Genomic DNA, 22,474 nt, shown 5'->3' on the forward strand with positions numbered 1-22,474 from the left:
ACGCAAATCGTTTCTATAAGGAGAACCTACTTTCTAATAATGACTTACCTTGCTGTAAGTAAAACACTCTACTCATATGAAAGCAACTATTATTACAATTGGAGATGAAATCTTAATAGGTCAGATTGTGGATACAAATTCTGGTTTTATTGCAAAATCTCTCGATCGAATTGGAGTCGAAACCAAAGAAATGATTTCGATAAGCGATGATAAAAAACATATTTTAGATACTTTCGCACAACTTCAAAACAAAGTCGATGTTGTAATAGTAACCGGCGGATTAGGGCCAACAAAAGACGATGTTACAAAAAAACCTTCTGCGAATATTTTGATGATCAGTTAGTTGTAAATCCTGAAGTTTTGGCTCACGTAACGGAATTAATCGAAGGGTTTTATAAACGACCAATTTCACAATTAAATAAAGATCAGGCTTTAGTTCCGTCAAAATGTACTGTTTTGCATAACAAAGTGGGCACGGCGCCGGGAATGTGGATGAAAAAAGAAGATACAGTCTTTATTTCGCTTCCGGGAGTTCCGTATGAAATGAAATATTTGGTTGAAGAGGAAATAATACCAAAGATAGTTCGTGAATATAAACGACCTTATATCATTCATAAAACAATTTTAACGTATGGACAAGGTGAAAGTTTAGTTGCAGAACGTATTGAGGATTGGGAAAATAATTTGCCTGATTTTATCAAATTAGCCTATTTGCCAAATCCGGGCAGAGTGCGTTTACGATTAACGGCAAGAGGAACTAATAAAGAAGAATTAGAAGAAGCAATCGAATCTAATGTAAAATCTTTAGATTCGATAATTCACGATATTATAGTAGGTTACGAAGAAAATGAAACCATAGAATCTGTGGTTGGGAAGATTTTAACGAGGCAAAAGAAAACAATTTCAACGGCTGAAAGTTTTACTGGAGGGAAAATTGCTTCGATTTTATCGGGAGTTCCCGGAGCTTCAAAATATTTTAAAGGCAGTGTTGTTTCATATGCGACAGAGGCAAAGGTTAATGTTCTCGGTATCTCGCAAGATTTAGTAGACGAATTTTCGGTAGTAAGTGCACAAGTGGTATCGGCTATGGCTTTGAATGTGAAACAGATGCTTAAAACAGACTATGCAATTGCAACAACCGGGAACGCCGGACCGACAAAAGGTGATGCAGATGCTGAAATTGGAACTGTTTTTATCGCTTTAGCTACCCCGGATGACATAATTGTTGAAGAATTTAATTTTGGCCAACCACGTGAAAAAGTGATAGATAGAGCTTCGATTAAGAGTTTAGAAATATTACAGAAAGAAATTTTAAAAAATGTGCAATAAATTTTTGCTACAATGGTTTATTTTTCTTTTCTTTGCACCCTGATTTTGAATAACGATAAAAGATAAGTATAATGTCAAGAGTTTGTGACCTTACAGGTAAAAGAGCGATGGTAGGAAATAACGTTTCTCACGCTATGAACAAAACTAAGAGAAAATTTTCTGTAAACTTAGTTAAAAAGCGTTTTTATCTTCCAGAAGAAGATAGATGGATTACTCTTAGAGTAGCAGCATCTACGATAAAAACAATTAATAAAAATGGAATCACTGCTGTTTTGAAAAAAGCACAGTCAGAAGGATTTATCAAATAATCTTTTCCTAAATAAATATATAGCAAGATGGCAAAGAAAGGTAATAGAATCCAAGTAATTTTAGAATGTACTGAGCACAAGACTTCTGGTGTTCCAGGAACTTCTAGATACATTACAACTAAGAACAAAAAAATACTCCGGACAGATTAGAGATTAAAAAATTTAATCCAATCTTGAAACGCGTAACTGTTCACAAAGAAATTAAGTAATAATTAGAGATTTTTGTAAATCTCAAATGGTTTAGCCATTTCGAGTTTTATAAGAAACTTCAAATAACATTTGAATCATGGCAAAGAAAACCGTAGCATCGTTACAAACATCTTCTAAGAGATTATCAAAAGCCATCAAAATGGTAAAATCTCCAAAAACTGGTGCATATACATTCGTAGAATCTATTATGGCTCCTGAAGAAGTTGATACTTTCTTGAAAAAGAAATAATAACAATTACAGTATATAGAAAAGCTACTTTCATTCCGAAAGTAGCTTTTTTATTTTTATATTTGTCTAAAATTTAGAGAAGCCCAAATTGGGTTTTTTAAACAAAAAATTATGATTTTACTTCAATCTTTTATTCTTAACTTTATTAGGATAAAAGATTTTACAATATCTAAATTAGTTTAAAAACAAAATTGCCTTTTTTAAGTTTTCAGGCTTTGGATCGTTAATAATCCGAAAGTCTAACAATCTAATACTATATACAATAATGAGTTTTTTTAAAAAATTATTCTCTACTGATAAAAAAGAGACTTTAGACAAAAGTCTTGAAAAATCAAAAACTACTTTTTTCAAAGTTAAGTAAAGCTGTTGCCGGAAAATCTAAAGTCGATGACGATGTTTTAGATGATCTTGAAGAAATTCTTGTGGCATCTGATGTTGGTGTAAACACAACTTTAAAAATAATTTCAAGAATTGAAAAACGTGTTGCCGAAGATAAATATTTAGGAACAGAAGAATTAAACCAGATTCTTCGTGAGGAAATTGGTGCGTTATTATCTGAAACCAATAGAGGCGAAGCAACCGAATTTGAAATTCCGAAAGATAAAAAACCTTATGTTTTAATGGTTGTGGGAGTTAATGGAGTTGGTAAAACAACTACTATTGGTAAATTGGCTTATCAGTTCAAAAAAGCGGGTTATAAAGTAGTTTTAGGTGCTGCAGATACTTTTCGTGCTGCTGCGATAGATCAATTGCAAGTTTGGGCAGATCGTGTTGATGTGCCAATTGTAAGACAAAATATGGGAAGTGATCCTGCTTCTGTAGCTTTTGATACATTGCAATCAGCAGTTGCTCAAAATGCAGATGTTGTTATTATTGATACTGCCGGAAGGTTACATAATAAAATCAATTTGATGAACGAGTTAACCAAAGTAAAACGCGTAATGCAAAAGGTTGTTGCTGATGCGCCTCACGATGTGCTTTTGGTTTTAGACGGTTCTACTGGGCAAAATGCTTTTGAACAAGCCAAACAATTTACAGCAGCAACAGAAGTAACATCTTTAGCTGTAACTAAACTTGACGGAACTGCAAAAGGCGGTGTTGTTATTGGTATTTCAGATCAGTTTCAAATTCCTGTAAAATATATTGGTGTTGGTGAAGGAATTGAGGATTTACAGGTCTTTAATAAATACGAATTTGTAGATAGTTTTTTCAAATAATATTTTTCAGATAATTCAATGAGTTTTTCTTCTTTAAAAAATATAACGCCTCTTACTTTTTATTTCGGAAGCGTTGTTTGTTTTGTTTTAGCAAACGTTTTGCGAGACAAAAGTTTGTCTTTTTACTACGTTTTATTGGTTTTAGGTTTGATTTTATTTTTTATGGGAATCCTGAAAAGATTACGTACTAAACGTTAATTACTGATATAGCGCACTAATTTTCTCCCACAAAGTTTCGTCAAAATCAGATAAGGCTAAGTTGACATCGTCTGCAGCGTCTCCCATTCTGATAATGACCATGTTTTTGCTTGGAACAACATATATTTTCTGATCGTTTTTGCCTAAAGCCATAAACATATCGTTTGGTGCAGTTGGTATTATACTTCCGGAAAAAGTGAGTTGTGATTGTGGTAAATGATAAGAAGTTTTGCCATTTAGCCACCATAAATAACCATATCCTAAATTGACGTTTTGTGAAGTTGTTGTTGCTTCATTAAAATAAGTTTCATTTAATATTTGGGTATTATCCCATTTTCCTTTGTTAAGCATTAAAAGTCCAAAACGTGCCATACTTCTTGATGTACTGGTATAAACACTATTTACGTCAATCTGAACCCAATTGCCATTCATGCCAATTTTATCTCTTAATTTGGTGTTGAAATAATTACTCCAGGTTTGTCCGCTTGCTGCAGCGACAACATCCTGCAATTTTACATATACATTATGATATGCCCAACGACTTCCTGCATCTGCTTTATAAATTAAGCTTGCGGGATCGACATCATCTGTACTATCGTCAAGACCTGATGTCATGGTTAATAAATGCTTACAGGTAATCAGGTTTTCTTTTGCTAATGTTTCGCTTGTCCAGCCTGTGCCTATATATTGTGAAACTTTATTATTGATATTTAATAAACCTTCCTGCTGAGCAATTCCTGTTATTGTAGAAGTTAAAGTTTTTCCGGCGCTTGCCCAATACCAATTTGTGGCGGCAGAATGTCCGTTAAAGTAATTTTCCATAACAATTCGGCCATTTACAAGGATGATGAAGGATTTAGAATTTTTGAGTTCTAAATAATCTAATAGCGGCTGAACAGCGTTTTGATTCCACTTTAAATCTGAAATAGATTTTGTTTCCCAAGTATTGCCTGTTAAAGGAGGAAAGTACATGGTTTGAGTTTCTGCCGGTGTTTGTTCCGTTGGATCTGAACTGCATCCTGCTAAAAATAAGATTGCCAGGACGCTAAAAATAGTTTTGGTCATGTTTTTTGGTTTTGGTTTGGGGTTTGACCAAAAATATGTAAAATAGTTTAATGGGTTTTGTGAATTTTTATTTCTTTTAGAGTGATATAAAGTTAACTTTGTAGTTCACTAAATTTTATTTTGAAAACTGGAGCCCTAGCCCCGATGGGAGGGAAAATCCTTTTGTGCTGGGGTTCAGCACAAAAGATTGGAAGGACAGCGGGAAATAGCTCCTTATAAATATTTATTATATGAAAAATACCTTTATTATTTTGGTTTTGTCGCTTTTGTTTGTAAGCTGTAAGCAAGAAATTAAACCTGCGGATATTGCAAAACTAAATGGTTATTGGGAAATTGAAAAAGTGGTTTTTGATAAAGGCGAAGAAAAGGCGTATGGAATGAATGAGAACTTTGATTTTTTTCAGATGAAAGGAAATAAAGGAACCCGAACGAAAGTGATGGCGCAGCTTGACGGAACCTTTTTAACAACGGATACATTTGAAAATGTTTCGGTTAGATTTACAGATAAAGGAACTTTTCTGGATTATAAAACAGATTACGCAAAGTGGAGCGAGGAATTAATTTCAATTTCTGATGAAACGTTTGTGGTAAAGAATGATCAGGATAAAGAATATCATTATAAAAAAGCAGGACCAATAAATATTTTAAACGATGGCAAAAAGACTAAATAACGAAAGTACGATTGGGGCTGTTTTGCAACAGATTATCCAGGTGAATAAATTGCAGCCGGGAATGGATCAGATTGATGTAAAAGAAGCCTGGAGACAATTGATGGGGAATGGTGTAAACACATATACAAAAAATGTAGTTTTAAAGGGAAGTACGTTGTATGTTGAACTTGGATCGGCAGTTTTAAGAGAAGAATTGAGTCACGGAAAATCGAAAATCGTTAAAATGATTAATGAGGAATTAGGACGAGAGGTTGTTAAAGAGGTTGTTCTTAGATAATTTTAGATTTTAGAGTTCAGATTTTAGATTGGCTGAACTTTGTAAATAGCTTATAAAGAAAAATCCCGTTTCAATTTGAAACGGGATTTTTTATTTTAATCTAAAATCTAAATTCAGAAATCTAAAATTTAGAACTGCTCTCTTCCAGCAAAATGAAATGCACCTTCGATAGCAGCGTTTTCGTCGCTATCAGAACCGTGAACTGCATTTTCTCCAATAGAAGTTGCATATGCTTTACGAATAGTTCCTTCAGCAGCTTCAGCTGGATTTGTAGCTCCAATTAAAGTTCTGAAATCTTCTACAGCGTTGTCTTTTTCTAAAATTGCAGCAACAATTGGTCCGCGTGACATGAATTCAACTAATTCTCCGTAGAAAGGTCTTTCTGCGTGAACTGCGTAAAATGCTTTAGCATCAGCTACAGTTAATTGAGTTAATTTTAATGAAACGATTTTGAAACCTCCGTTTGTAATCATTGCTAAGATATTCCCGATGTGTCCATTTGCTACAGCATCTGGCTTAATCATTGTAAAAGTTCTATTTGTTGCCATTTTTGTGTTTTTAAATTTTGTGCAAAAATAGACTTTTTTATGAATTGATTTTAATAAATTCATAATTAAAACACTACAGAATGATGTTTTGAGTAATTTTTTTAAACCATATAAGTTATATAAGTTCATTTAATTACTTGCGTATAGATTGTAGATCTAAAAAATATGCAGCATTACTAAAATGAACTTATATAACTTATATGGTGAAAAGAAATAATTAGACTTTGAAAATCAGTTTATTTTTGTAGAATATCCATAAAATGAATGTCCAGATGCAAACGTAAACCAATGCGCCTGCCAAAGAAGCTGCCATTGGATTACTGAAGAATGGAGCAATTCCGAAACCGTACAGATAACTTAAAAGATTAATTTTTTCTTCAGGATTATGCGGATTTTGGAATTCGATCATTACTAATGCCTGTGGAATAATCTGAGAAGTAAAAAACACAATCATAGGATTTACACCCCAAATTAAAAATGGTTTAAATCCTTTTTTATAATCAGCAATATCAATTACATAATATAAGATTGATAGAAATGTGGCTGCTAATCCTGTGGTATATAAAACGTAACTGCTTGTCCAGATTGATTTGTTGATTGGAAAAACAATATTCCAAAGTAAACCAGCAATAATAAGTGCTATACCAGCAATGGCCATTTTTGTAGCTTTTTGCGTTTTAGATATTTCACGCATTAATATTTGGCCGATTAATAAACCGATAATTCCGTTTACAATTGAAGGAATTGTACTTAAAATTCCTTCCGGATCCCAAGTTACGGTTCCGCGGTACATATGACCTTTTAATAAAACGCTATCAAGCCATGCTGCTAAATTGGTTCCTTTCTCCAGATTGGCAAAACCAATTCCCGGAACAGGAATTAACGTCATTAACGCCCAATAACCCAATAATAAAACAGCTCCTGTTATAATTTGTGTTTTTTGAGAGGTTTTTAAATACAACAGAGAAACTACAAAATACACAATGGCAATTCGTTGTAAAACTCCTGGAAGACGTACGTCGTGATACGCTTCAATTCCGCTATAGGCTAAAAATAAGTATATAAATAGAATAGAAAAAGCCAGAATGTTTTTGACTTTTGAACTAAAATTCCCCATTAAGGCATAACCAACTGCAATTGTAATCGCTAAACGACCGATTAGAAGTGGAATTCCTTCCAGTCCAAATAATTGTATTTTGCTAAAAAAGTTGAAAAATATCCCTAAACAGAACATTCGTAAGGAACGAACCAAAATTTTATTGAAAGTTGTTTGGTCGTAGATTTTATCTGGCATTGCAAGCGGAACTGCAACTCCCATAATAAAAACAAAAAAAGGAAACACCAAATCTGTTAGGGTGCAGCCGTGCCATTCGGCGTGTAAAAGTGGTGGATAAACATTCCCCCAATCGCCGGGGTTATTTACAATAGTCATTAATAAAATAGTTAATCCTCTGAAGACATCCAATGAAATCAAGCGCTCTCTGGTCATAGTTTTTTTGTAATAGGTTAGTTTTTGTTTTAAAAGGTTACTATTTGGTTTAGAGAGGCAATAATTTCAGAAGAGGTGGTTATTTATTCTGATGATTATTACTTTATTGTTTTGTTTGCCACAAATTACAAGAATGAATAAGTTGTAATTTGTGGCAAACTTTTTATATCATAATTATATTAAAATTCGTTTCTAATGGTTTTAGTTTTTGAATTAAAAGCGGAATTAATTGTTCGCCTTTTTCTAAATAAAATTCAGAAAAATTAGCTTGACGTTCCTGTAAACTTTGATTCGGGAATAACTCGCATTGTAAATCTGTAACGCGCTGTAATTCTGAATCTAATTTTCGTTTTTGTGCTTTTAACAACCTTTTTTCAAGGTTTTCTAAACCCTTTTTTTGCTTTACTTCCTGTGCTTTTACAGCTCCGGTAAATGATTTGTCGGTTTGCTGTGCTAATTCGTAAAGATATTCAAATTGCTTTTCCAACGTTTCTTTTTGTGACGTTAAATCAATAGGAAAAGCAGATAATTTATGTGTGATTGTATTAACTAAATCAGCAGGTTTTGTAAACAGGTCTTTCCAGCTTAAATTTAAATTATCAGCTTTTTTAGCTTGTTTTTCGGTGCTTAAGAGAACTGAATTTCGAACCAAAAGCATCGGAAAAGTGATGTTTACGGCATTAAAAAATGATTTTAATTCCAGCCAATATGCAATTTCTCCGCCTCCGCCAATGTAGCATAAATTAGGCAGAATAATTTCCTGATATAGCGGACGCATAATTACGTTTGGACTAAATTTTTCAGGATTACTTTCTAATAATTTTAAAATTTCTTCTTTTGAAAATGAAATTTTAGTGTTGTTTACAAAGTATTTATCATTTTCAAAAATAATTCTCTCACGCAAAACATCTTCAATATAAAATAGATTGATTTCACGTGGATTAACCTGAACAGTATAATCCTGAAATTGTTCTATCGTTTGCTGAACAGCTTTAAAAGAAGTTTGATTTTCTAATTCTTCTTTTACAAAAGGAATAAAAGCACGTTTTAAATCGGCATCATCAGCATCAAGAATTACTAAACCGTAGTTAGAGAATAATTTATCGGCCAAAAAACGTGTAGCATCAGCAAGGTTTTCGTGTTTTAAATAAGCTTCTTCAAAAAGTTTTTTCAAAACGCCGGCATTCGTACTTGAACCTAATTCTAAGGAATAAATTTCGAAAAACTCTGCCAAACCTTCTGTCGAAAGTCTGCCAACAGGACCGGTACTTTCTTTATTCCATCTGAATTTTTTCCTTTAAAATTAAAATAATTGATCTCTTCAAAATCGTGATCTTCCGTTGCCATCCAATAAATGGGAACAAAATTATATGTCGGATATTTTGATTTTAATTCTTTGGTAAGATTAATCGTTGAAATAATTTTATATAAAAAATACAGCGGACCGCTAAACAAATTTAATTGATGTCCTGTAGTAATTGTAAAAGTATTTTCTAGTGACAGAAGCTCGATATTTTGCTTCGTAGAATCAGAAATTTCAATGTTTTGATGTTGCTTTTTTAAAGTGGCAACAAGCGGAATTCGGTTGTTGTTATTAAAATTCGATTGTTTTTCAACGATTTGTTTTTCAAAGTTTTCCAGTGTTGGAAAATGATTGTATAGAGGTTGTAGTTCGGGTTTTTGATCTAAGTAATCTTGTATCAATTTAGAGAAATATCCTGAGTTTTGGTAGCTGATACAGTCGGTGGGCATAATTTTAGATTTATTTTTGACAGCTGTAAATTTAATGAAAATATATACTTAAAAGTGTTTTTAACGAATGCTTAAGATTTGATTTTCGTTTTTTGTTTTAAAGTTCATCTAATCAAGTTTTTAGTTTTGATTAAATTCAAATTTATTTAAAATGTAAAATAAGTCTAATTTGTTAAAAAAGCATAAGTGTGTTGAAACTAATTGTTCTAAATGTGAAATATTCATAACGAAACTATATTTTTGTAATCAAAAAAAGATATACCTAATTTTGCATGAAAAATAATCCTGCCCAAAAGAATTCCTTAAAACATATTCTTTTTGGATCCTTAATTGGAACCACAATCGAGTTTTTTGATTTTTATATTTATGCCAATGCAGCAGTATTGGTTTTTCCACAATTATTTTTCCCGGGTGCAGATTCGACGATGGCAACTCTGGAATCTTTAGCTACTTTTTCAATTGCCTTTTTATCGCGTCCCTTGGGTTCTGCTTTTTTGGGCATTATGGAGATAAAATTGGACGTAAATTTACTTTAGTAGCTGCTTTACTAACAATGGGTATTTCAACAGTTACCATTGGGTTTTTGCCAAGTTATGCCAGTATTGGTGTTGCAGCTCCTTTATTGTTAATGCTTTGCCGATTTGGACAAGGTGTTGGTTTAGGAGGCGAATGGGGAGGAGCTGTTTTATTGGCCATCGAAAATGCACCGCCGAATAAACGTGCCTGGTATGGAATGTTTCCGCAATTGGGAGCTCCAATAGGATTACTGCTTTCAGGAGGAACTTTTTTATTGTTAACAGATTCAATGAGCAATGAAGATTTTATGGATTATGGATGGAGAATTCCGTTTATTGCCAGTTCACTTTTGGTGGTAGTAGGTTTTTATATCCGAACTAAAATTACAGAAACACCTTCTTTTGAAAATTCGAAAAATGCGCATGAAGAAGTGAAAATTCCGTTTTTAACGCTGGTTAAATCCTATAAAAACCAATTGATTTTCGGGACATTCTCTGCCATTACAACCTTTTTGGTATTTTATTTAATGACCGTTTTTACATTGAGCTGGGCTACATCAGATTTAGGAATTGTTAAAAGAAATGGATTATTAATACAATTATTTTCGGTATTGTTTTTTGCCCTTTTTATTCCGGTTTCGGCTGTAGTTGCAGATAAAATAGGCCGTCGTAAAATGCTTATTATAGCTACAGCAGCTATAGCTGTTTTTGGCTTCTTCTTTTCTTACTTTTTAAGTTCTGGTAATATTGTTTTGGTTACGACTTTTGCCTGTATCGGAATGTCTTTAATGGGATTTACTTATGGCCCGTTAGGAACTTTTCTGTCAGAGTTGTTTCCAACAAATGTTCGTTATTCGGGAGCATCATTAACTTTTAATATGGCTGGAATTTTGGGTGCGGCATTTGCGCCTATGATTGCAATTTGGCTGGCATCAACATATAATGTGAGTTATGTAGGTTTTTATTTAATGGGAGCAGGATTTATTTCTTTGATCTCATTTTTGGTAATTAGTAAAGAGGAGCATAAGTTTTAGGATCTTAACCACAAAGTTTTGCAAAAACATATACAAAGTCCACAACTTCGATAACTATAGGGATTGCGGACTTTGTGGTTTAAAAATGAAACTAAAAACTCCTTTTAATCTTTTCACAAAAAGTCTCCAAATATCCCGTATTTTTGCAAAAAAAATAATTCTTTTGAAAAGCAAACTCTTCATCGTTACACCTCCTTTTACACAGCTGAATACTCCGTATCCGGCGACTGCGTATATAAAAGGGTTTTTAAATACCAAAAATATCGAATCGGTTCAGGCAGATTTGGGTATTGATGTGATTTTAGAATTGTTTTCGAAGAAAGGTTTAATTGATTTGTTTGAATTTTCAGGTTTCAGGTTTGCTCCGCCAGTTCGACTTTCAGTCTCGGGTCAGGTTGTTGGAAACGAAATCTCCGATAATTCAAAACGTATTTTTGCTTTACAAGATGAATACATTAAAACGATTGATGCTGTAATTCAGTTTTTGCAGGGAAAAAATCCAACTTTGGCATTGCAAATTTGTCAGGAAGATTTTCTGCCCGAAGCTTCTCGTTTTGCCCAATTGGAAGAACTTGACTGGGCTTTTGGAACAATGGGAACGCAGGATAAAGCAAAACATTTAGCGACTTTATACCTTGAAGATATTTCGGATTTTATTGTAGAATGTGTCGACGAAAATTTTGGCTTTAGCCGATATGCAGAGCGTTTAGGCCGAAGCGCCAATTCTTTTGATGAACTTTATGAAGCTTTACAGCAGAAACCAACTTATATAGATTCAATTTTAATTTCGATTTTAAAAGAAAAAATTGAAATTATAAAACCAACTTTTTTCCTGATTTCTGTTCCCTTTCCGGGGAATTTATACAGCGCTTTTCGATGTGCACAATGGATAAAACAAAACCATCCGGAAATTAAAATTTCAATGGGCGGCGGTTTTCCAAATACCGAATTACGTTCTCTTTCTGACGCTCGCGTTTTCGAATTCTTTGATTTTATTACTTTAGATGATGGCGAAGTGCCAATTGAAGAATTAATTTTCAATCTGGAAAACCCAAATGCCAATTCATATAAGCGAACTTTTTTATTAGAAGATGGAAAAGTGGTTTATAAAAACAATTCCTTAAAACACGATTATAAACAAGCACAAGTCGGAACGCCTGATTATTCTGATTTGTCTTTGGATAAATACATTTCTGTTATCGAAATCGTAAATCCAATGCATAGAATGTGGAGCGACGGACGCTGGAACAAACTCACAATGGCGCACGGATGTTATTGGGGAAAATGTACTTTTTGTGATATCTCTTTAGATTATATCAAAGTGTATGAACCTGTTGCGGCTAATTTGTTGTGTGATCGAATGGAAGATATGATGCAGCAAACGGGTCAAAATGGCTTTCATTTTGTTGACGAAGCTGCGCCACCAGCTTTAATGCGTGCTCTGGCATTAGAAATTATACGCAGAAAATTAGCCGTAACGTGGTGGACAAACATTCGATTTGAAAAAAGTTTTTCTAAAGATTTATGTTTATTGCTAAAAGCTTCAGGCTGTATTGCCGTTTCCGGAGGATTAGAAGTGGCTTCAGACCGATTATTAAAATTAATTGACAAAGGCGTAACGGTTGAACAAGTTGCAAAGGTAACCCGAAATTTTACCGAAGCCGGAATCATGGTTCATGCTTATTTAATGTATGGGTATCCAACACAAACTGTTCAGGAAACAATTGACAGTTTAGAAATGGTTCGTCAGTTATTCGAAGCCGGAATTCTGCAATCTGGTTTTTGGCATCAATTTGCGATGACAGCACATAGTCCGGTTGGTTTATATCCGGAGAAATTTGGTGTAACAAAAACAACAGAAGCCATTGGAACTTTTGCCAATAATGATATTGATTACACCGATTCTACAGGAATCAACCACGATAAATTTAGTTTTGGATTAAAGAAATCACTTTTTAATTTCATGCACGGAATTTGTTTTGATTATGAACTTCAGGATTGGTTCGACTTTAAAATTCCGAAAACTAAAATTGATCCCTATTTTATTTTCAATGCGTTAGAAGAGAATGCCGATTTCAACACAAAACCAAATGCAAAAGTGATTTGGTTGGGCGGAAGACCTTCTGTTGAATATTTCACAAAATCAAAAAAAGGACAAACCTGGGAAATGATGACTTTTACTTTTCATGATAAAAAAGAAAGCTTCAACATTCAAACCAATAAAAATGAAGGAGAATGGCTGGTTGATATCTTAAAAAAGATCGCTATCTCAAACGGTAAAAATTATACTTTCCAGGAAATAAAAGCCGACTTTGAAACTCAATTAGATGATTTTGAATTGTTTTGGTATTCAAAACCAATTAATACTTTACGTGAGTTTGGGTTGCTGATTTTGTAGATTTTTTTAATCGTAAATAAAATTTTAAATTAAAGAATTTTCTTATTTTTATATCAGAATAAGAATTCATTAATTATGCAATTTCAAGAAGGTTTTCATACTTATTATATTTATATTATAACTAATAAGACCAAAACGGTTTTTTATACTGGAGTTACAAATAACTTAAGGATAAGGCTGAATCAACATAAAGAAAATATTTTATTAAAGAATAAAACTTTTGCTTCAAAATATATTGTTGAGTTTTTACTTTACTACGAAAAGTTTACATGGGTTCAGGATGCAATTACTCGTGAAAAAGAAATTAAAGGATGGAGGAGAGAAAAAAATTAGAACTGATAAAAACAAGTAATCCGGATTTCGATTTTTTGAATTATTTATTTGAATAGTATTGCGGAGTTGCTTGCGGAGATTCCTCCTCCGTCGGAATGACATACAGAGCGTATTATCTAAGTTTATTACACAAAGTTGTCACAAAGTTTGTCATTCCGACGGAGGAGGAATCTCCGCAAGTAGCTCGACAAAGATTGACAAAATTTAAAACAAAATTTTAATTCAATAAGAAACATTTTCCCCATCCTCAGGAATCGAAACTTTATCCAAAAGATCATTTTCAGATAAAGCTTCTCTTAATTCTTTTCTAGTTGTCGGACAATGATTTAAAGCCTCCAAATGATTTGCAAAAACCTGATTTGGTGCTAAAGCAACAAATTTCAAAATATCGTTCATTCGCATTAATAAAGGCTGACCAATGTCAAGTCGTGCAGTTCCGCAGGCTACAACGGCAATTTCAGGTTTAAATTCAACAAGAACTTTTTGAACATGCTCTGTAAAAATAGTGTCAGAACTAATATATACTGATTTTTCATTTGCTAATTCGATATGAAACCCCATTACATTTCCCATTAATTTTGCAATAAATCCGTAACCATGAATAGCAGGAATTCCAGTAATTTTTCCGTCTAAAAATTCTTGTGGTTCCCAATAATTCAAACTTTGAACAATATTTAAACCTCTTGTTGTTAGTGTTTTTTCATCTTTAATGCTGCAGGTAACCGGAATGTTTTTTCGTCTTAAAAAACTTCGCCGGCTTTGTCAATATGATCTGGATGCAAATGTGTAATCAGGCAATGTGTAACTTTACTTAAAATATCTCTACTATTTTTAGGAAGAGCAACTAATGGATTTCTTTTAGGTTTGTATCGAAAGATGGTAAAAGGCGGAATCGTTTTTCTTTTTCCTAACATCGGATCAACTAAAATAACATGTTCATCTGTTTCTATAACTAAAGTGGCATTTCTTAAATGATGAAATTTCATATCTGAAAAAGTTTAGATATTAAAAATACAAAATTTTGAAATAAATAGTAGCAATAAATTACATCTTAAAACGAAAACCAACACCGTGTATGTTTTCTATAGAAATACCTTCTTCATTGATTAAAATTTTGCGTAAACGCGAAATAAAAACATCCAGACTTCTTCCTGTAAAATAATCGTCATTTCCCCAAAGTGCGGAAAGTATTTTTTCTCTTTTTAAAACCATATTTTTATGATCAAAAAATAATTTTAAAAGTTCCGCTTCGCGTTGTGTAAGGCCTATTTTTTCATCTTCATTAAAAAGAAAGAAATTCGTGAAATCAAATTGATATTTTCCAATAGTATAAACAATGCTTTCTGTTATATTATTTTTCTGCGAACGTTTCAGGAAAATTCCAATTTTCAATAATAATTCTTCAATGCTAAAGGGCTTTACGAGATAATCGTCGGCACCTAAACGCAGTCCTTTAATGCGATCTTCTTTTAAGGTTTTGGCCGAAAGGAAAATAATCGGGATATCGGTATTACTTTTTCTAATTTCGGTTGCCAGTTCAAATCCATCCATTTTGGGCAACATAATATCAAGGATGCAAATGTCGAAATCTTCTTTTTTAAAAGCTTCCAGACCTGATTTTCCATCACAGCAATGAACTACGTCGTAATTATTTTGTTCCAGATTGTCTTTGGTCAGAAACGCTAATGTTTCATCATCTTCGGTATAAAGAATTTTAAAATTTTTCATTTTTTATAAGGAATTGATATGGTGATAGTAACACCTTTTATTTCGTTGTTTTCGGCTTTTATTTTCCAGTTTTGCAAATTGCAAATTTCTTTTACATAGTATAAACCAAGGCCAAAACCATTGACTTCATTGCTTTTTTCATTTTGAATTCGGTAAAACTTATCAAAGATTAAAGATATATTTTTAATCGAAATTCCGATTCCGTTATCAATAAAAGCTAATTTTAAAACCTGATTTTCTTCTGTAATCTCAATCGTAATTTCAGGGTTTTCATTACAATATTTCACTGCATTGTCCAATAAATTGTAAATCAAATTGGTAAAATGAAAAACGTCGGTTTCAATTTTATAATCATTTGATTTACTGCTTATTTTTATTTTTGCTTCTGGGTACTTTAATATAATATTTTCAATTGTTTCTTCCAAAACAGGAACAATCAAAATAGATTCTTTTTTTAGTTCCAAAGTCTTATAATCAGACTTTGAAGTATTTAAAATTTTCTCAATATGATGATTTAATTTATGACTTTGCTTTATAATAATGTCTGTATAAGTATGCAGTTTTTTATCTTCTTTAATCGGATTTTGTTCAATTAAATACTTCGAGGCGATTAAAATCGAAGAGAGCGGTGTTTTAAATTCATGCGTCATATTATTGATAAAATCGCGCTGTAATTCAGAATATTTTTTTTGTTGTAAAAGCGTAAAAATAGAATAGACATAAATTAACAGAATAAGAATCAATACGATTGAAAGTACAAACCAAAAACGCATCGAACTAAACAGATAAGATGTTTCATTGGGGAAACGAACAGCAAAATAATAAACGAGATTTTTATGCTTCGGAAAATAAACGGATTGTTTTCCTTTTTCTTGTTTAGATAATGAAATATAATTTCCATATACCATTTCGTCACTTTGACAATTGTACATAGCATATTCAAAATCAGTGGTGATATTCATTTTTTTGAATTCCGTTTTCAGGTAAAATTCCAGAATATCAGGTTCAAAATCATTTTCGACATTTACTATATAATAGTCATTGGCAATTTTCTGAACAGGATTCTGTGTCGGTAACTCGTGATTGGTGCCTTCGTAGAGCTTTTTTGCCACTTCAAGCAATGCAATATGGGTTTTTTGGCTTAGCTTTTTTTGCTCTAAAGTAAAGGCTTCTCTGGTCCAAAGTAATTGTGCCACCAAAATACCTATGATAGCAATAAGTCCTAAAAGAATGATACTGTTGAGTTTATTTATTTTCAATGAAAAGTATTTTGATAGTGTAATATAGTTAAAAATTAAAAGAAACTAAATGAAAAATATCCGTTAACAAGTCGTTAACAAACATTTGAAACCGCTTAACAGCGAATTGTTTTTATCTAAACTACTTTTGATAAAGGAAATTTAACCATAAACCACTTTAAATAAATTTATTATGAAAATTATCAAAATTTCAATGCTGGCTTTAGCTTTAGGATTAATGTCTTTCTCTGCTATAGCGCCAGTTCAGTCATTAGTTTGCACAAATGAAAACAATACAATTGCAGCATCAACCATAGTTTGGAAAGCAGAAACGGTTGATGTAGGTGAGATTCCGCAAGGAACACCAAAAGCAATTGTTTACGAATTTAAAAATACTGGAAAAACTGCCGTTGTAATTACCAATGTAAAAGGATCTTGTGGCTGTACAGCAACAGATTACACAAAAGAGCCAATTTTACCAGGTAAATCAGCAAAAGTAACAGCAACTTATAATGCAGCAAATAAAGGTGCATTTACAAAAACAGTTACTGTAACAACAAGTGCAGAAGAAACACCAAAAATCCTGACATTAAAAGGAACGGTTATTTAAAAATAAAAGGTTGATTATAAAGGGGAAAACTCCGGATATGTAATGTATCCGGAATTTTTTTATGCCTAATAATTAAATTGTTTTTTGAGAAAATAGAATCAAAAACATTGTTCGTAAGTGTGTGATTTTATTTTTTGTAAAAGTGTTATTTGTATCAAAACTTTTCTATTTTTATTGAAAAAATCACTATGAAATTTTTCTACTCGATTGTTGCTTTTGTGCTTCTTATGGCTGTTTTTTCTTGTAACAAGAAAGAAGAAAGCAAAGAAATATTAAAAAAACCTTCAGAGGAAGTAATTCCTGAACTGAAAATTAAAATCGATAGTTCTGGTATTTCTGCTTTTTATAAAACATATCCTAAATTGATTAAGTTTCAGAATGAGGTTTTTGCTTTATACAAGAAAAATAAATCGACTCAATTGTGGCTGGACAACAAAGGGGTTGTAGAGTACGGAAATACCTTATTCAATAAATACAAAGGATTAGATCAGGAAGGTTTAAAAGCTAATTTCCCGTATAAAGAACAAATTAGTCCAGTTTTTGAACATACTGTTGAAAATAAGTTATCAAAATCAGATACCGATTTAATGATTTCAAACTTGTATTTTTATTACGTTCAGAAAGTTTCCGGAGTAGATGAAAAAACTTCAAGAGCACTGGAATGGCTTTTGCCTAGAAAAAAGTCAATTATCAGGTTTTTTCAGATTCTATTTATAACAAAGCTACGATTAGCGATGATAAAAAGAGCAAGATGTTCAGTCAATATTATAAGCTTCGTGACGCACTGCATGAATACAGAGAAATTGAAAAAAAGGAGGATGGAAAGCCATCCAGACTGATGTCGATTTTAAAAGTTTTAAATTAGGAGATTCCGTAGCTTCAATTGGGCAAATAAGAGAAAGACTTTACGTAACCGGAGATCTTAAAGAAGATACTAAAAGTAATATATGTGATTCTACTTTAATTAAAGCTATTAGGACTTACGAATTACACCACGGTTTAACTCCAAAAAATACCATTTTACCAGAACATATTGCCGAGCTAAATGTTACTGTTTCAGATAGAATCAAAACCATAATTGCTAATATGGAACGTTGCCGATGGATAGATCCTGAACTTGAAAAAGGAAAAGAATATATCGAAGTGAACATTCCGGAATTTAGATTGTATTTAATTCGCAATCATGATATTGCATTTGTATCTCCGGTCGTGGTAGGAAAAACAATGAATAAAACCGTTATTTTTAGCGGAATGATGAACAATATCGTATTTAGCCCGTATTGGAATGTTCCTCCAAGTATCATTAAAAGTGAAATAAAACCCGGAATGGCTAAGAACAAGAATTACCTGGCTCAGAAAAATCTGGAGTGGAATAACGGCGCTGTTCGTCAATTACCCGGAAAAAATAATTCGCTTGGTTTAGTGAAGTTTTTATTCCCAAATTCAAATAATATTTATTTACACGATACACCGGCAAAAAGTTTGTTCGAAAGAGAAAACAGAGCTTTTAGTCATGGTTGCGTTCGTGTAGGAAAACCAAGAGAATTGGCAATCGAACTTTTAAAACAAGATCCTTCGTGGACGCCTGCCAGAATTGATAAAGCAATGCACGCAGGAAAAGAAAACTGGGTGAGTCTAAAAAGAAAGTTCCCGTTTACATTGGTTATTTTACCGCCTGGGTAGATCGAGACGGAAATTTGAATTTTTATAAAGATGTTTATAAAAGAGATGATAGTTTAATCAAATTATTGACTGAGGAATAAATTTAAAAAAAGTTCTGCCACGAATTTCACGAATTTCCACCAATTTTTATGGGCGGAAAAGCATGATATTTAATTTGTGATAATTCGTGCAATTCGTGGCAAAAAAATACCTTACTTAGAAATTACATCAATACATTTATAAAAACGTTTTGTGTAATGTTCCGTGTCTAATGAAGTAATAGTCACACTTTGCACTTTTCCAGATGAAGCGTGAATAAATTTAGATTGCATTCCGTTCGCCTCGCAAATAATGCCGAGATGACCAACAACAGTTCTGTCTTTATAACCGTAAAAAACTAAAATATCTCCAACTTTAAATTCTTCAGGATTTAATGCAGTTCCTAAATCTTTATAACCACTGGAGCTTCTTGGTAAAGTCATTCCGAAATTTTTAAAAACATAACTCACAAATCCGGAACAGTCAAATCCTTTTTTGGGATCACTTCCTGCATATACATAAGGAACACCTAAATAGTTTTTAGCGTAACTGATAATAGAATCGCGGTCTATTTTAGTTGATGGTTTCTGAATTTGAATTGCCTCTGTTTTATCTTCTTTTTTACAAGTAAACGAAGAACATAAAATGGCAGAAAAGAATAATATATAGAGACTTGATTTCATTTTTTTTGAAGTTGAATCAGAACATTAATTTATAAAGATAGCGCGTAGGTTTTGAATATCAAAGCAATAGTTCTTTACGAGGTTTTTATGTGAATAATAAAACGTAAAAATGATATAATTATTTTGGTGATTTTTTATTGCCTTTTGATGTTTTAGTATCTTTTTCAAAACCTTATTTCAGATATATTTGTGAATCTCATTTAGATTTAACGAATAATATTATGTTTCTAAAAAAAATACCGCTTTTAATTCTGTTTTTGATGGTTTCGGTTGTTTCTCAATCTCAAAACAAAACCAATACATTTCTTTATCACGGCAGAGTTGATAAACTTGAAAATAATAAAGTAATTTTAATTGGAACAGCTTCTTCTGTTTCATTTAATTTTACTGGAACTGAATGTTCAGTTTCGCTTCAAAGTGTTGATTCGTACGGACATCATAATTATGTTTCGTTGGTGTTAGACGGAAAATATTTGGGAAAAATAAGAATTGAAAAAGGCGCAGTTCAGTCTTTTCCAATAAAAACTACAACTAACAAAAAAGTTCATAGACTTGAAATTTATAAAAATACCGAAGCTCAAAGCGGAAATATTTTATTTGCCGGGACAACCGCAAAACTGACTTCAATTTCTACAAAGAAGAAAAAGAAAATCGAATTTATTGGCGATTCTATTACTTGCGCTGCTGCGAGTGATTCAGTTGATTGCGATAAGGGAGAATATATGGATCATCATAATGGTTATTTTGCTTATGGCCCCAGAATTTCAAGAAAAATTGATGTTGATTATTTGGTAAGCTCTGTTTCCGGAATTGGAATGTATAGAAACTGGAACGACGAGAACAAAGACGAAGCGATAATGCCTGATGTTTACGAGAATTTGTATTTAACCAAAGACAATTCTAAACCTAAATATGATTTTGCTTTTCAGCCTGATATTATCAGTATTGCTTTGGGAACCAATGATTTTTCTGGTGGGGATGGAAAAAAGAGCGCCTGCCTTTTAATGTGGAGAAATATGTTTCGAATTACATCAACTTTATAAAAATGTTGTACAAACATAATCCGAAAGCACAAATTGTGATCACAAACAGCCCAATGGTAGGCGGAGAAAGAGCATTAGTTTTTGAAGATTGTCTGAAGAAAGTTAAAAACGCTTTCGCGGAAGACAAAACACATAAACCAATCTTGATTTTTAAATTTAAACCAATGACTCCAAAAGGTTGTTTAGGGCATCCTGATGTTAATGATCACAAAGTTTTAGCAGCTGAATATGCTCCATTTCTAAAAAAGCTCTTAAATGAAAAATAATATATTTAAGTTTGTTTTCTTTCTATTGATTTCCAGTACTATGATGGCAAACGTTACACTTCCGAATATTTTTGGCGACAATATGGTTTTACAGCGCAATGCTGAAGTCAAAATTTGGGGTTGGGCAAGTCCAAAAGAAGAAATCAAATTGGTTTCGAGCTGGAATAATCAGGAATATAAAGTGGTCGCCAATAATCAGGCGCAATGGGAATTGCATATTAAAACGCCAGAAGCCGGCGGACCTTTTACCATTTCGATAAAAGGATATAATGAAGTTGTTCTTAAAAATATTTTGATTGGTGAAGTTTGGCTTTGCACGGGACAATCGAACATGGAAATGTCTGCAAGCTGGGGAATTGACAATGGCGAAGAGGAAATGAAAAATGCGGCAAATCCTAATATCAGATTTTTTACCGTTCCGAAATTAACTGCGACAACGCCACAAAATAACTTGCTGGGAAATTGGGTCGAATCGACTCCGGAAACGATGAAAAACTTCAGCGCGATTGGCTATTTTTTTGCCAAACGTTTGAGAGAAGATTTAAAAAATGTTCCAATCGGGTTAATTTCTTCCAATTGGGGCGGAACTCCGGCAGAAATCTGGATACCGGAAGAAGTCGTGCAAAATGATCCTGTTTTATTAGAAAATGCCAAAAAACTCAACGAACAAGAATACGGACCACGCCAACCGGGACGTGCTTATAATGCGATGATTTATCCAATTACGGGTTTTAAAATTGCAGGAACACTTTGGTATCAGGGTGAATCGAATGTTGGTTCATTGGTTTATGATAAAACACTTTCGGCTTTAATTACGTCCTGGAGAAAAGCTTGGCAGGACGAATTTCCTTTTTATTTTGTTCAAATTGCGCCGTACAAAACGGGCAGCAATAACTTCTCAAATGTTATTGTTAGAAATTCTCAAAGAAAAATTTTAAAAGAAGTCCCAAAAACCGGAATGGTTCTGACTTCTGATATTTCAGACACAATCGATATTCATCCAAAGAATAAAAAAGATGTCGGAATTCGTTTGGCAAATTTGGCTTTGGCCGAAATCTATCCCGAAGCTTCGGGACTAAATTCTAATTTGGTAAACGGACCACTTTTTAAAGATTTTAAAGTCGAGAAAAATAAAGTAGTAGTTTCTTTTGATTATGCAGAAGGATTGCATTTTAAAAACAAAACCTCGAATCAATTTGAAGTTTCTGGAGCCGATGAGGTTTATTATCCTGCAGAAGCTTCAATAAAAAATAATCAGGTGATTTTGATAAGCAAGAAAGTTGCAAATCCAACAAAAGTGAGATTTGCGTGGGGAAATACCATACAATCTGATTTGTTTAATAAAGTGAATTTGCCTGCTTCTTGTTTTATTGTCGAGTAGAGAATTGGCCACGGATTTTACGGGTTTAAAGGGTTGTCACTGATCTTATTTTGTTTTTTGTCAGACTGAGCAGAGTCGAAGTCCCGTAAAGTGAGGTACTCAAAGTTTGTTATTTCTTATTCCTCAAAATGACAAGATTTGTGGAAAAAGAAATAATTCGAAAAGCTCTTGTGTATTGGTTCGCGTGAGGGATAGCAGTGGAAAGCCCACAGCCTGACGAAGGAAGTGCGAGGACTTGTAGCGAATAGCCC

21 protein-coding genes and 5 pseudogenes are annotated in these 22,474 nt (G+C 32.8%); 17 read left to right on the forward strand and 9 right to left on the reverse strand.

Going from position 1 to position 22,474, the window contains the following annotated elements:
- Positions 1–76 precede the first annotated feature (76 nt).
- The 5 genes and pseudogenes from ACZZZT_RS08855 to ftsY all read left to right on the forward strand — a co-directional run bounded on the left by ACZZZT_RS08855 (position 77) and on the right by ftsY (position 3,293).
- Positions 77–1,329, forward strand: a pseudogene (locus tag ACZZZT_RS08855) (CinA family nicotinamide mononucleotide deamidase-related protein).
- A 71-nt stretch (positions 1,330–1,400) separates the two neighbouring features.
- Positions 1,401–1,637, forward strand: coding sequence for a 50S ribosomal protein L28 (rpmB, locus tag ACZZZT_RS08860; protein WP_008468080.1), 237 nt, complete (start codon positions 1,401–1,403; stop codon positions 1,635–1,637).
- A gap of 27 nt (positions 1,638–1,664) precedes the next feature.
- Positions 1,665–1,846 (forward strand): annotated as a pseudogene (gene rpmG / locus ACZZZT_RS08865) (50S ribosomal protein L33).
- Positions 1,847–1,923: 77 nt separating this feature from the next.
- Positions 1,924–2,076, forward strand: coding sequence for a DUF4295 domain-containing protein (locus ACZZZT_RS08870; RefSeq protein ID WP_007805819.1), 153 nt, complete (start codon positions 1,924–1,926; stop codon positions 2,074–2,076).
- A 265-nt stretch (positions 2,077–2,341) separates the two neighbouring features.
- Positions 2,342–3,293: pseudogene (gene ftsY, locus ACZZZT_RS08875) on the forward strand (signal recognition particle-docking protein FtsY).
- 198 nt (positions 3,294–3,491) lie between these two features.
- On the opposite strand, the gene ACZZZT_RS08880 reads toward ftsY, so the two are convergent.
- On the reverse strand, positions 3,492–4,556 hold the full coding sequence (locus ACZZZT_RS08880) for a serine hydrolase domain-containing protein (RefSeq protein WP_463460093.1): 1,065 nt from the start codon (positions 4,554–4,556) through the stop codon (positions 3,492–3,494).
- A gap of 230 nt (positions 4,557–4,786) precedes the next feature.
- On the opposite strand from ACZZZT_RS08880, the gene ACZZZT_RS08885 reads away from it, so the two are divergent.
- Positions 4,787–5,227: a hypothetical protein gene (locus ACZZZT_RS08885; RefSeq protein ID WP_463460094.1), complete on the forward strand. Its 441-nt coding sequence runs from the start codon at positions 4,787–4,789 to the stop codon at positions 5,225–5,227.
- Positions 5,208–5,504 carry a DciA family protein gene (locus ACZZZT_RS08890; RefSeq protein WP_042565220.1) on the forward strand — a complete coding sequence of 99 codons (297 nt, stop codon included), beginning with the start codon at positions 5,208–5,210 and terminating at the stop codon, positions 5,502–5,504. The genes ACZZZT_RS08885 and ACZZZT_RS08890 overlap by 20 nt, the downstream gene beginning before the upstream one ends.
- A 128-nt stretch (positions 5,505–5,632) precedes the next feature.
- On the opposite strand, the gene ACZZZT_RS08895 is transcribed toward ACZZZT_RS08890, so the two are convergent.
- From ACZZZT_RS08895 to bshC, 3 genes and pseudogenes are all read right to left on the reverse strand, one after another.
- Positions 5,633–6,052 carry a nucleoside-diphosphate kinase gene (locus tag ACZZZT_RS08895; RefSeq protein WP_031456090.1) on the reverse strand — a complete coding sequence of 140 codons (420 nt, stop codon included), beginning with the start codon at positions 6,050–6,052 and terminating at the stop codon, positions 5,633–5,635.
- A gap of 217 nt (positions 6,053–6,269) precedes the next feature.
- On the reverse strand, positions 6,270–7,541 hold the full coding sequence (locus tag ACZZZT_RS08900) for an acyltransferase family protein (protein WP_463460095.1): 1,272 nt from the start codon (positions 7,539–7,541) through the stop codon (positions 6,270–6,272).
- A 163-nt stretch (positions 7,542–7,704) separates the two neighbouring features.
- A pseudogene (bshC, locus tag ACZZZT_RS08905) lies at positions 7,705–9,293 on the reverse strand (bacillithiol biosynthesis cysteine-adding enzyme BshC).
- Between the two features lie 272 nt (positions 9,294–9,565).
- Here bshC and ACZZZT_RS08910 point away from each other — a divergent pair.
- The 4 genes and pseudogenes from ACZZZT_RS08910 to ACZZZT_RS08925 all read left to right on the forward strand — a co-directional run bounded on the left by ACZZZT_RS08910 (position 9,566) and on the right by ACZZZT_RS08925 (position 13,629).
- A complete protein-coding gene (locus ACZZZT_RS08910; protein WP_463460096.1) occupies positions 9,566–9,829 on the forward strand; it encodes a hypothetical protein in 264 nt (87 codons plus the stop codon).
- Positions 9,808–10,842: an MFS transporter gene (locus tag ACZZZT_RS08915; protein WP_463462402.1), complete on the forward strand. Its 1,035-nt coding sequence runs from the start codon at positions 9,808–9,810 to the stop codon at positions 10,840–10,842. Before ACZZZT_RS08910 ends, ACZZZT_RS08915 begins: the two co-directional genes overlap by 22 nt.
- A 163-nt stretch (positions 10,843–11,005) precedes the next feature.
- A complete protein-coding gene (locus tag ACZZZT_RS08920) occupies positions 11,006–13,240 on the forward strand; it encodes a B12-binding domain-containing radical SAM protein (protein WP_463460097.1) in 2,235 nt (744 codons plus the stop codon).
- A gap of 75 nt (positions 13,241–13,315) precedes the next feature.
- Positions 13,316–13,629: pseudogene (locus ACZZZT_RS08925) on the forward strand (GIY-YIG nuclease family protein).
- A 166-nt stretch (positions 13,630–13,795) separates the two neighbouring features.
- On the opposite strand, the gene ACZZZT_RS08930 reads toward ACZZZT_RS08925, so the two are convergent.
- From ACZZZT_RS08930 to ACZZZT_RS08945, 4 genes are all read right to left on the reverse strand, one after another.
- The gene (locus tag ACZZZT_RS08930; RefSeq protein ID WP_463460098.1) at positions 13,796–14,233 is read right to left on the reverse strand and encodes a hypothetical protein; all 438 of its coding nucleotides are present in this window, start codon (positions 14,231–14,233) and stop codon (positions 13,796–13,798) included.
- Between the two features lie 80 nt (positions 14,234–14,313).
- Complete coding sequence (locus ACZZZT_RS08935) at positions 14,314–14,559, reverse strand: MBL fold metallo-hydrolase (RefSeq protein WP_463460099.1); 246 nt, start codon at positions 14,557–14,559, stop codon at positions 14,314–14,316.
- Positions 14,560–14,617: 58 nt separating this feature from the next.
- Positions 14,618–15,301 carry a response regulator transcription factor gene (locus ACZZZT_RS08940; RefSeq protein ID WP_463460100.1) on the reverse strand — a complete coding sequence of 228 codons (684 nt, stop codon included), beginning with the start codon at positions 15,299–15,301 and terminating at the stop codon, positions 14,618–14,620.
- Entirely contained in the window at positions 15,298–16,560 is a 1,263-nt protein-coding gene (locus tag ACZZZT_RS08945) for a sensor histidine kinase (protein WP_463460101.1), read from the reverse strand. Before ACZZZT_RS08945 ends, ACZZZT_RS08940 begins: the two co-directional genes overlap by 4 nt.
- 172 nt (positions 16,561–16,732) lie before the next feature.
- On the opposite strand from ACZZZT_RS08945, the gene ACZZZT_RS08950 reads away from it, so the two are divergent.
- The 3 genes from ACZZZT_RS08950 to ACZZZT_RS08960 all read left to right on the forward strand — a co-directional run bounded on the left by ACZZZT_RS08950 (position 16,733) and on the right by ACZZZT_RS08960 (position 18,832).
- A complete protein-coding gene (locus ACZZZT_RS08950; protein WP_463460102.1) occupies positions 16,733–17,149 on the forward strand; it encodes a DUF1573 domain-containing protein in 417 nt (138 codons plus the stop codon).
- Between the two features lie 188 nt (positions 17,150–17,337).
- On the forward strand, positions 17,338–17,988 hold the full coding sequence (locus tag ACZZZT_RS08955) for a L,D-transpeptidase scaffold domain-containing protein (RefSeq protein ID WP_463460103.1): 651 nt from the start codon (positions 17,338–17,340) through the stop codon (positions 17,986–17,988).
- A gap of 247 nt (positions 17,989–18,235) precedes the next feature.
- Positions 18,236–18,832, forward strand: coding sequence for a L,D-transpeptidase family protein (locus ACZZZT_RS08960; RefSeq protein ID WP_463460104.1), 597 nt, complete (start codon positions 18,236–18,238; stop codon positions 18,830–18,832).
- A gap of 191 nt (positions 18,833–19,023) precedes the next feature.
- Here the strand turns inward: ACZZZT_RS08960 and ACZZZT_RS08965 are convergent, their stop codons facing one another.
- Complete coding sequence (locus ACZZZT_RS08965) at positions 19,024–19,533, reverse strand: C40 family peptidase (protein ID WP_463460105.1); 510 nt, start codon at positions 19,531–19,533, stop codon at positions 19,024–19,026.
- 221 nt (positions 19,534–19,754) lie between these two features.
- On the opposite strand from ACZZZT_RS08965, the gene ACZZZT_RS08970 reads away from it, so the two are divergent.
- From ACZZZT_RS08970 to ACZZZT_RS08980, 3 genes are read left to right on the forward strand one after another with little or no spacing between them, the layout of a single operon-like run.
- Positions 19,755–20,576, forward strand: a complete 822-nt coding sequence (locus ACZZZT_RS08970) for an SGNH/GDSL hydrolase family protein (protein ID WP_463460106.1) — start codon at positions 19,755–19,757, stop codon at positions 20,574–20,576.
- Positions 20,577–20,578: 2 nt separating this feature from the next.
- Positions 20,579–20,842, forward strand: coding sequence for an SGNH/GDSL hydrolase family protein (locus ACZZZT_RS08975; protein WP_463460107.1), 264 nt, complete (start codon positions 20,579–20,581; stop codon positions 20,840–20,842).
- On the forward strand, positions 20,832–22,223 hold the full coding sequence (locus tag ACZZZT_RS08980; RefSeq protein WP_463460108.1) for a sialate O-acetylesterase: 1,392 nt from the start codon (positions 20,832–20,834) through the stop codon (positions 22,221–22,223). The genes ACZZZT_RS08975 and ACZZZT_RS08980 overlap by 11 nt, the downstream gene beginning before the upstream one ends.
- The last annotated feature ends 251 nt before the right edge of the window (positions 22,224–22,474 follow it).

Source organism: Flavobacterium sp. AC274 (assembly GCF_979258275.1).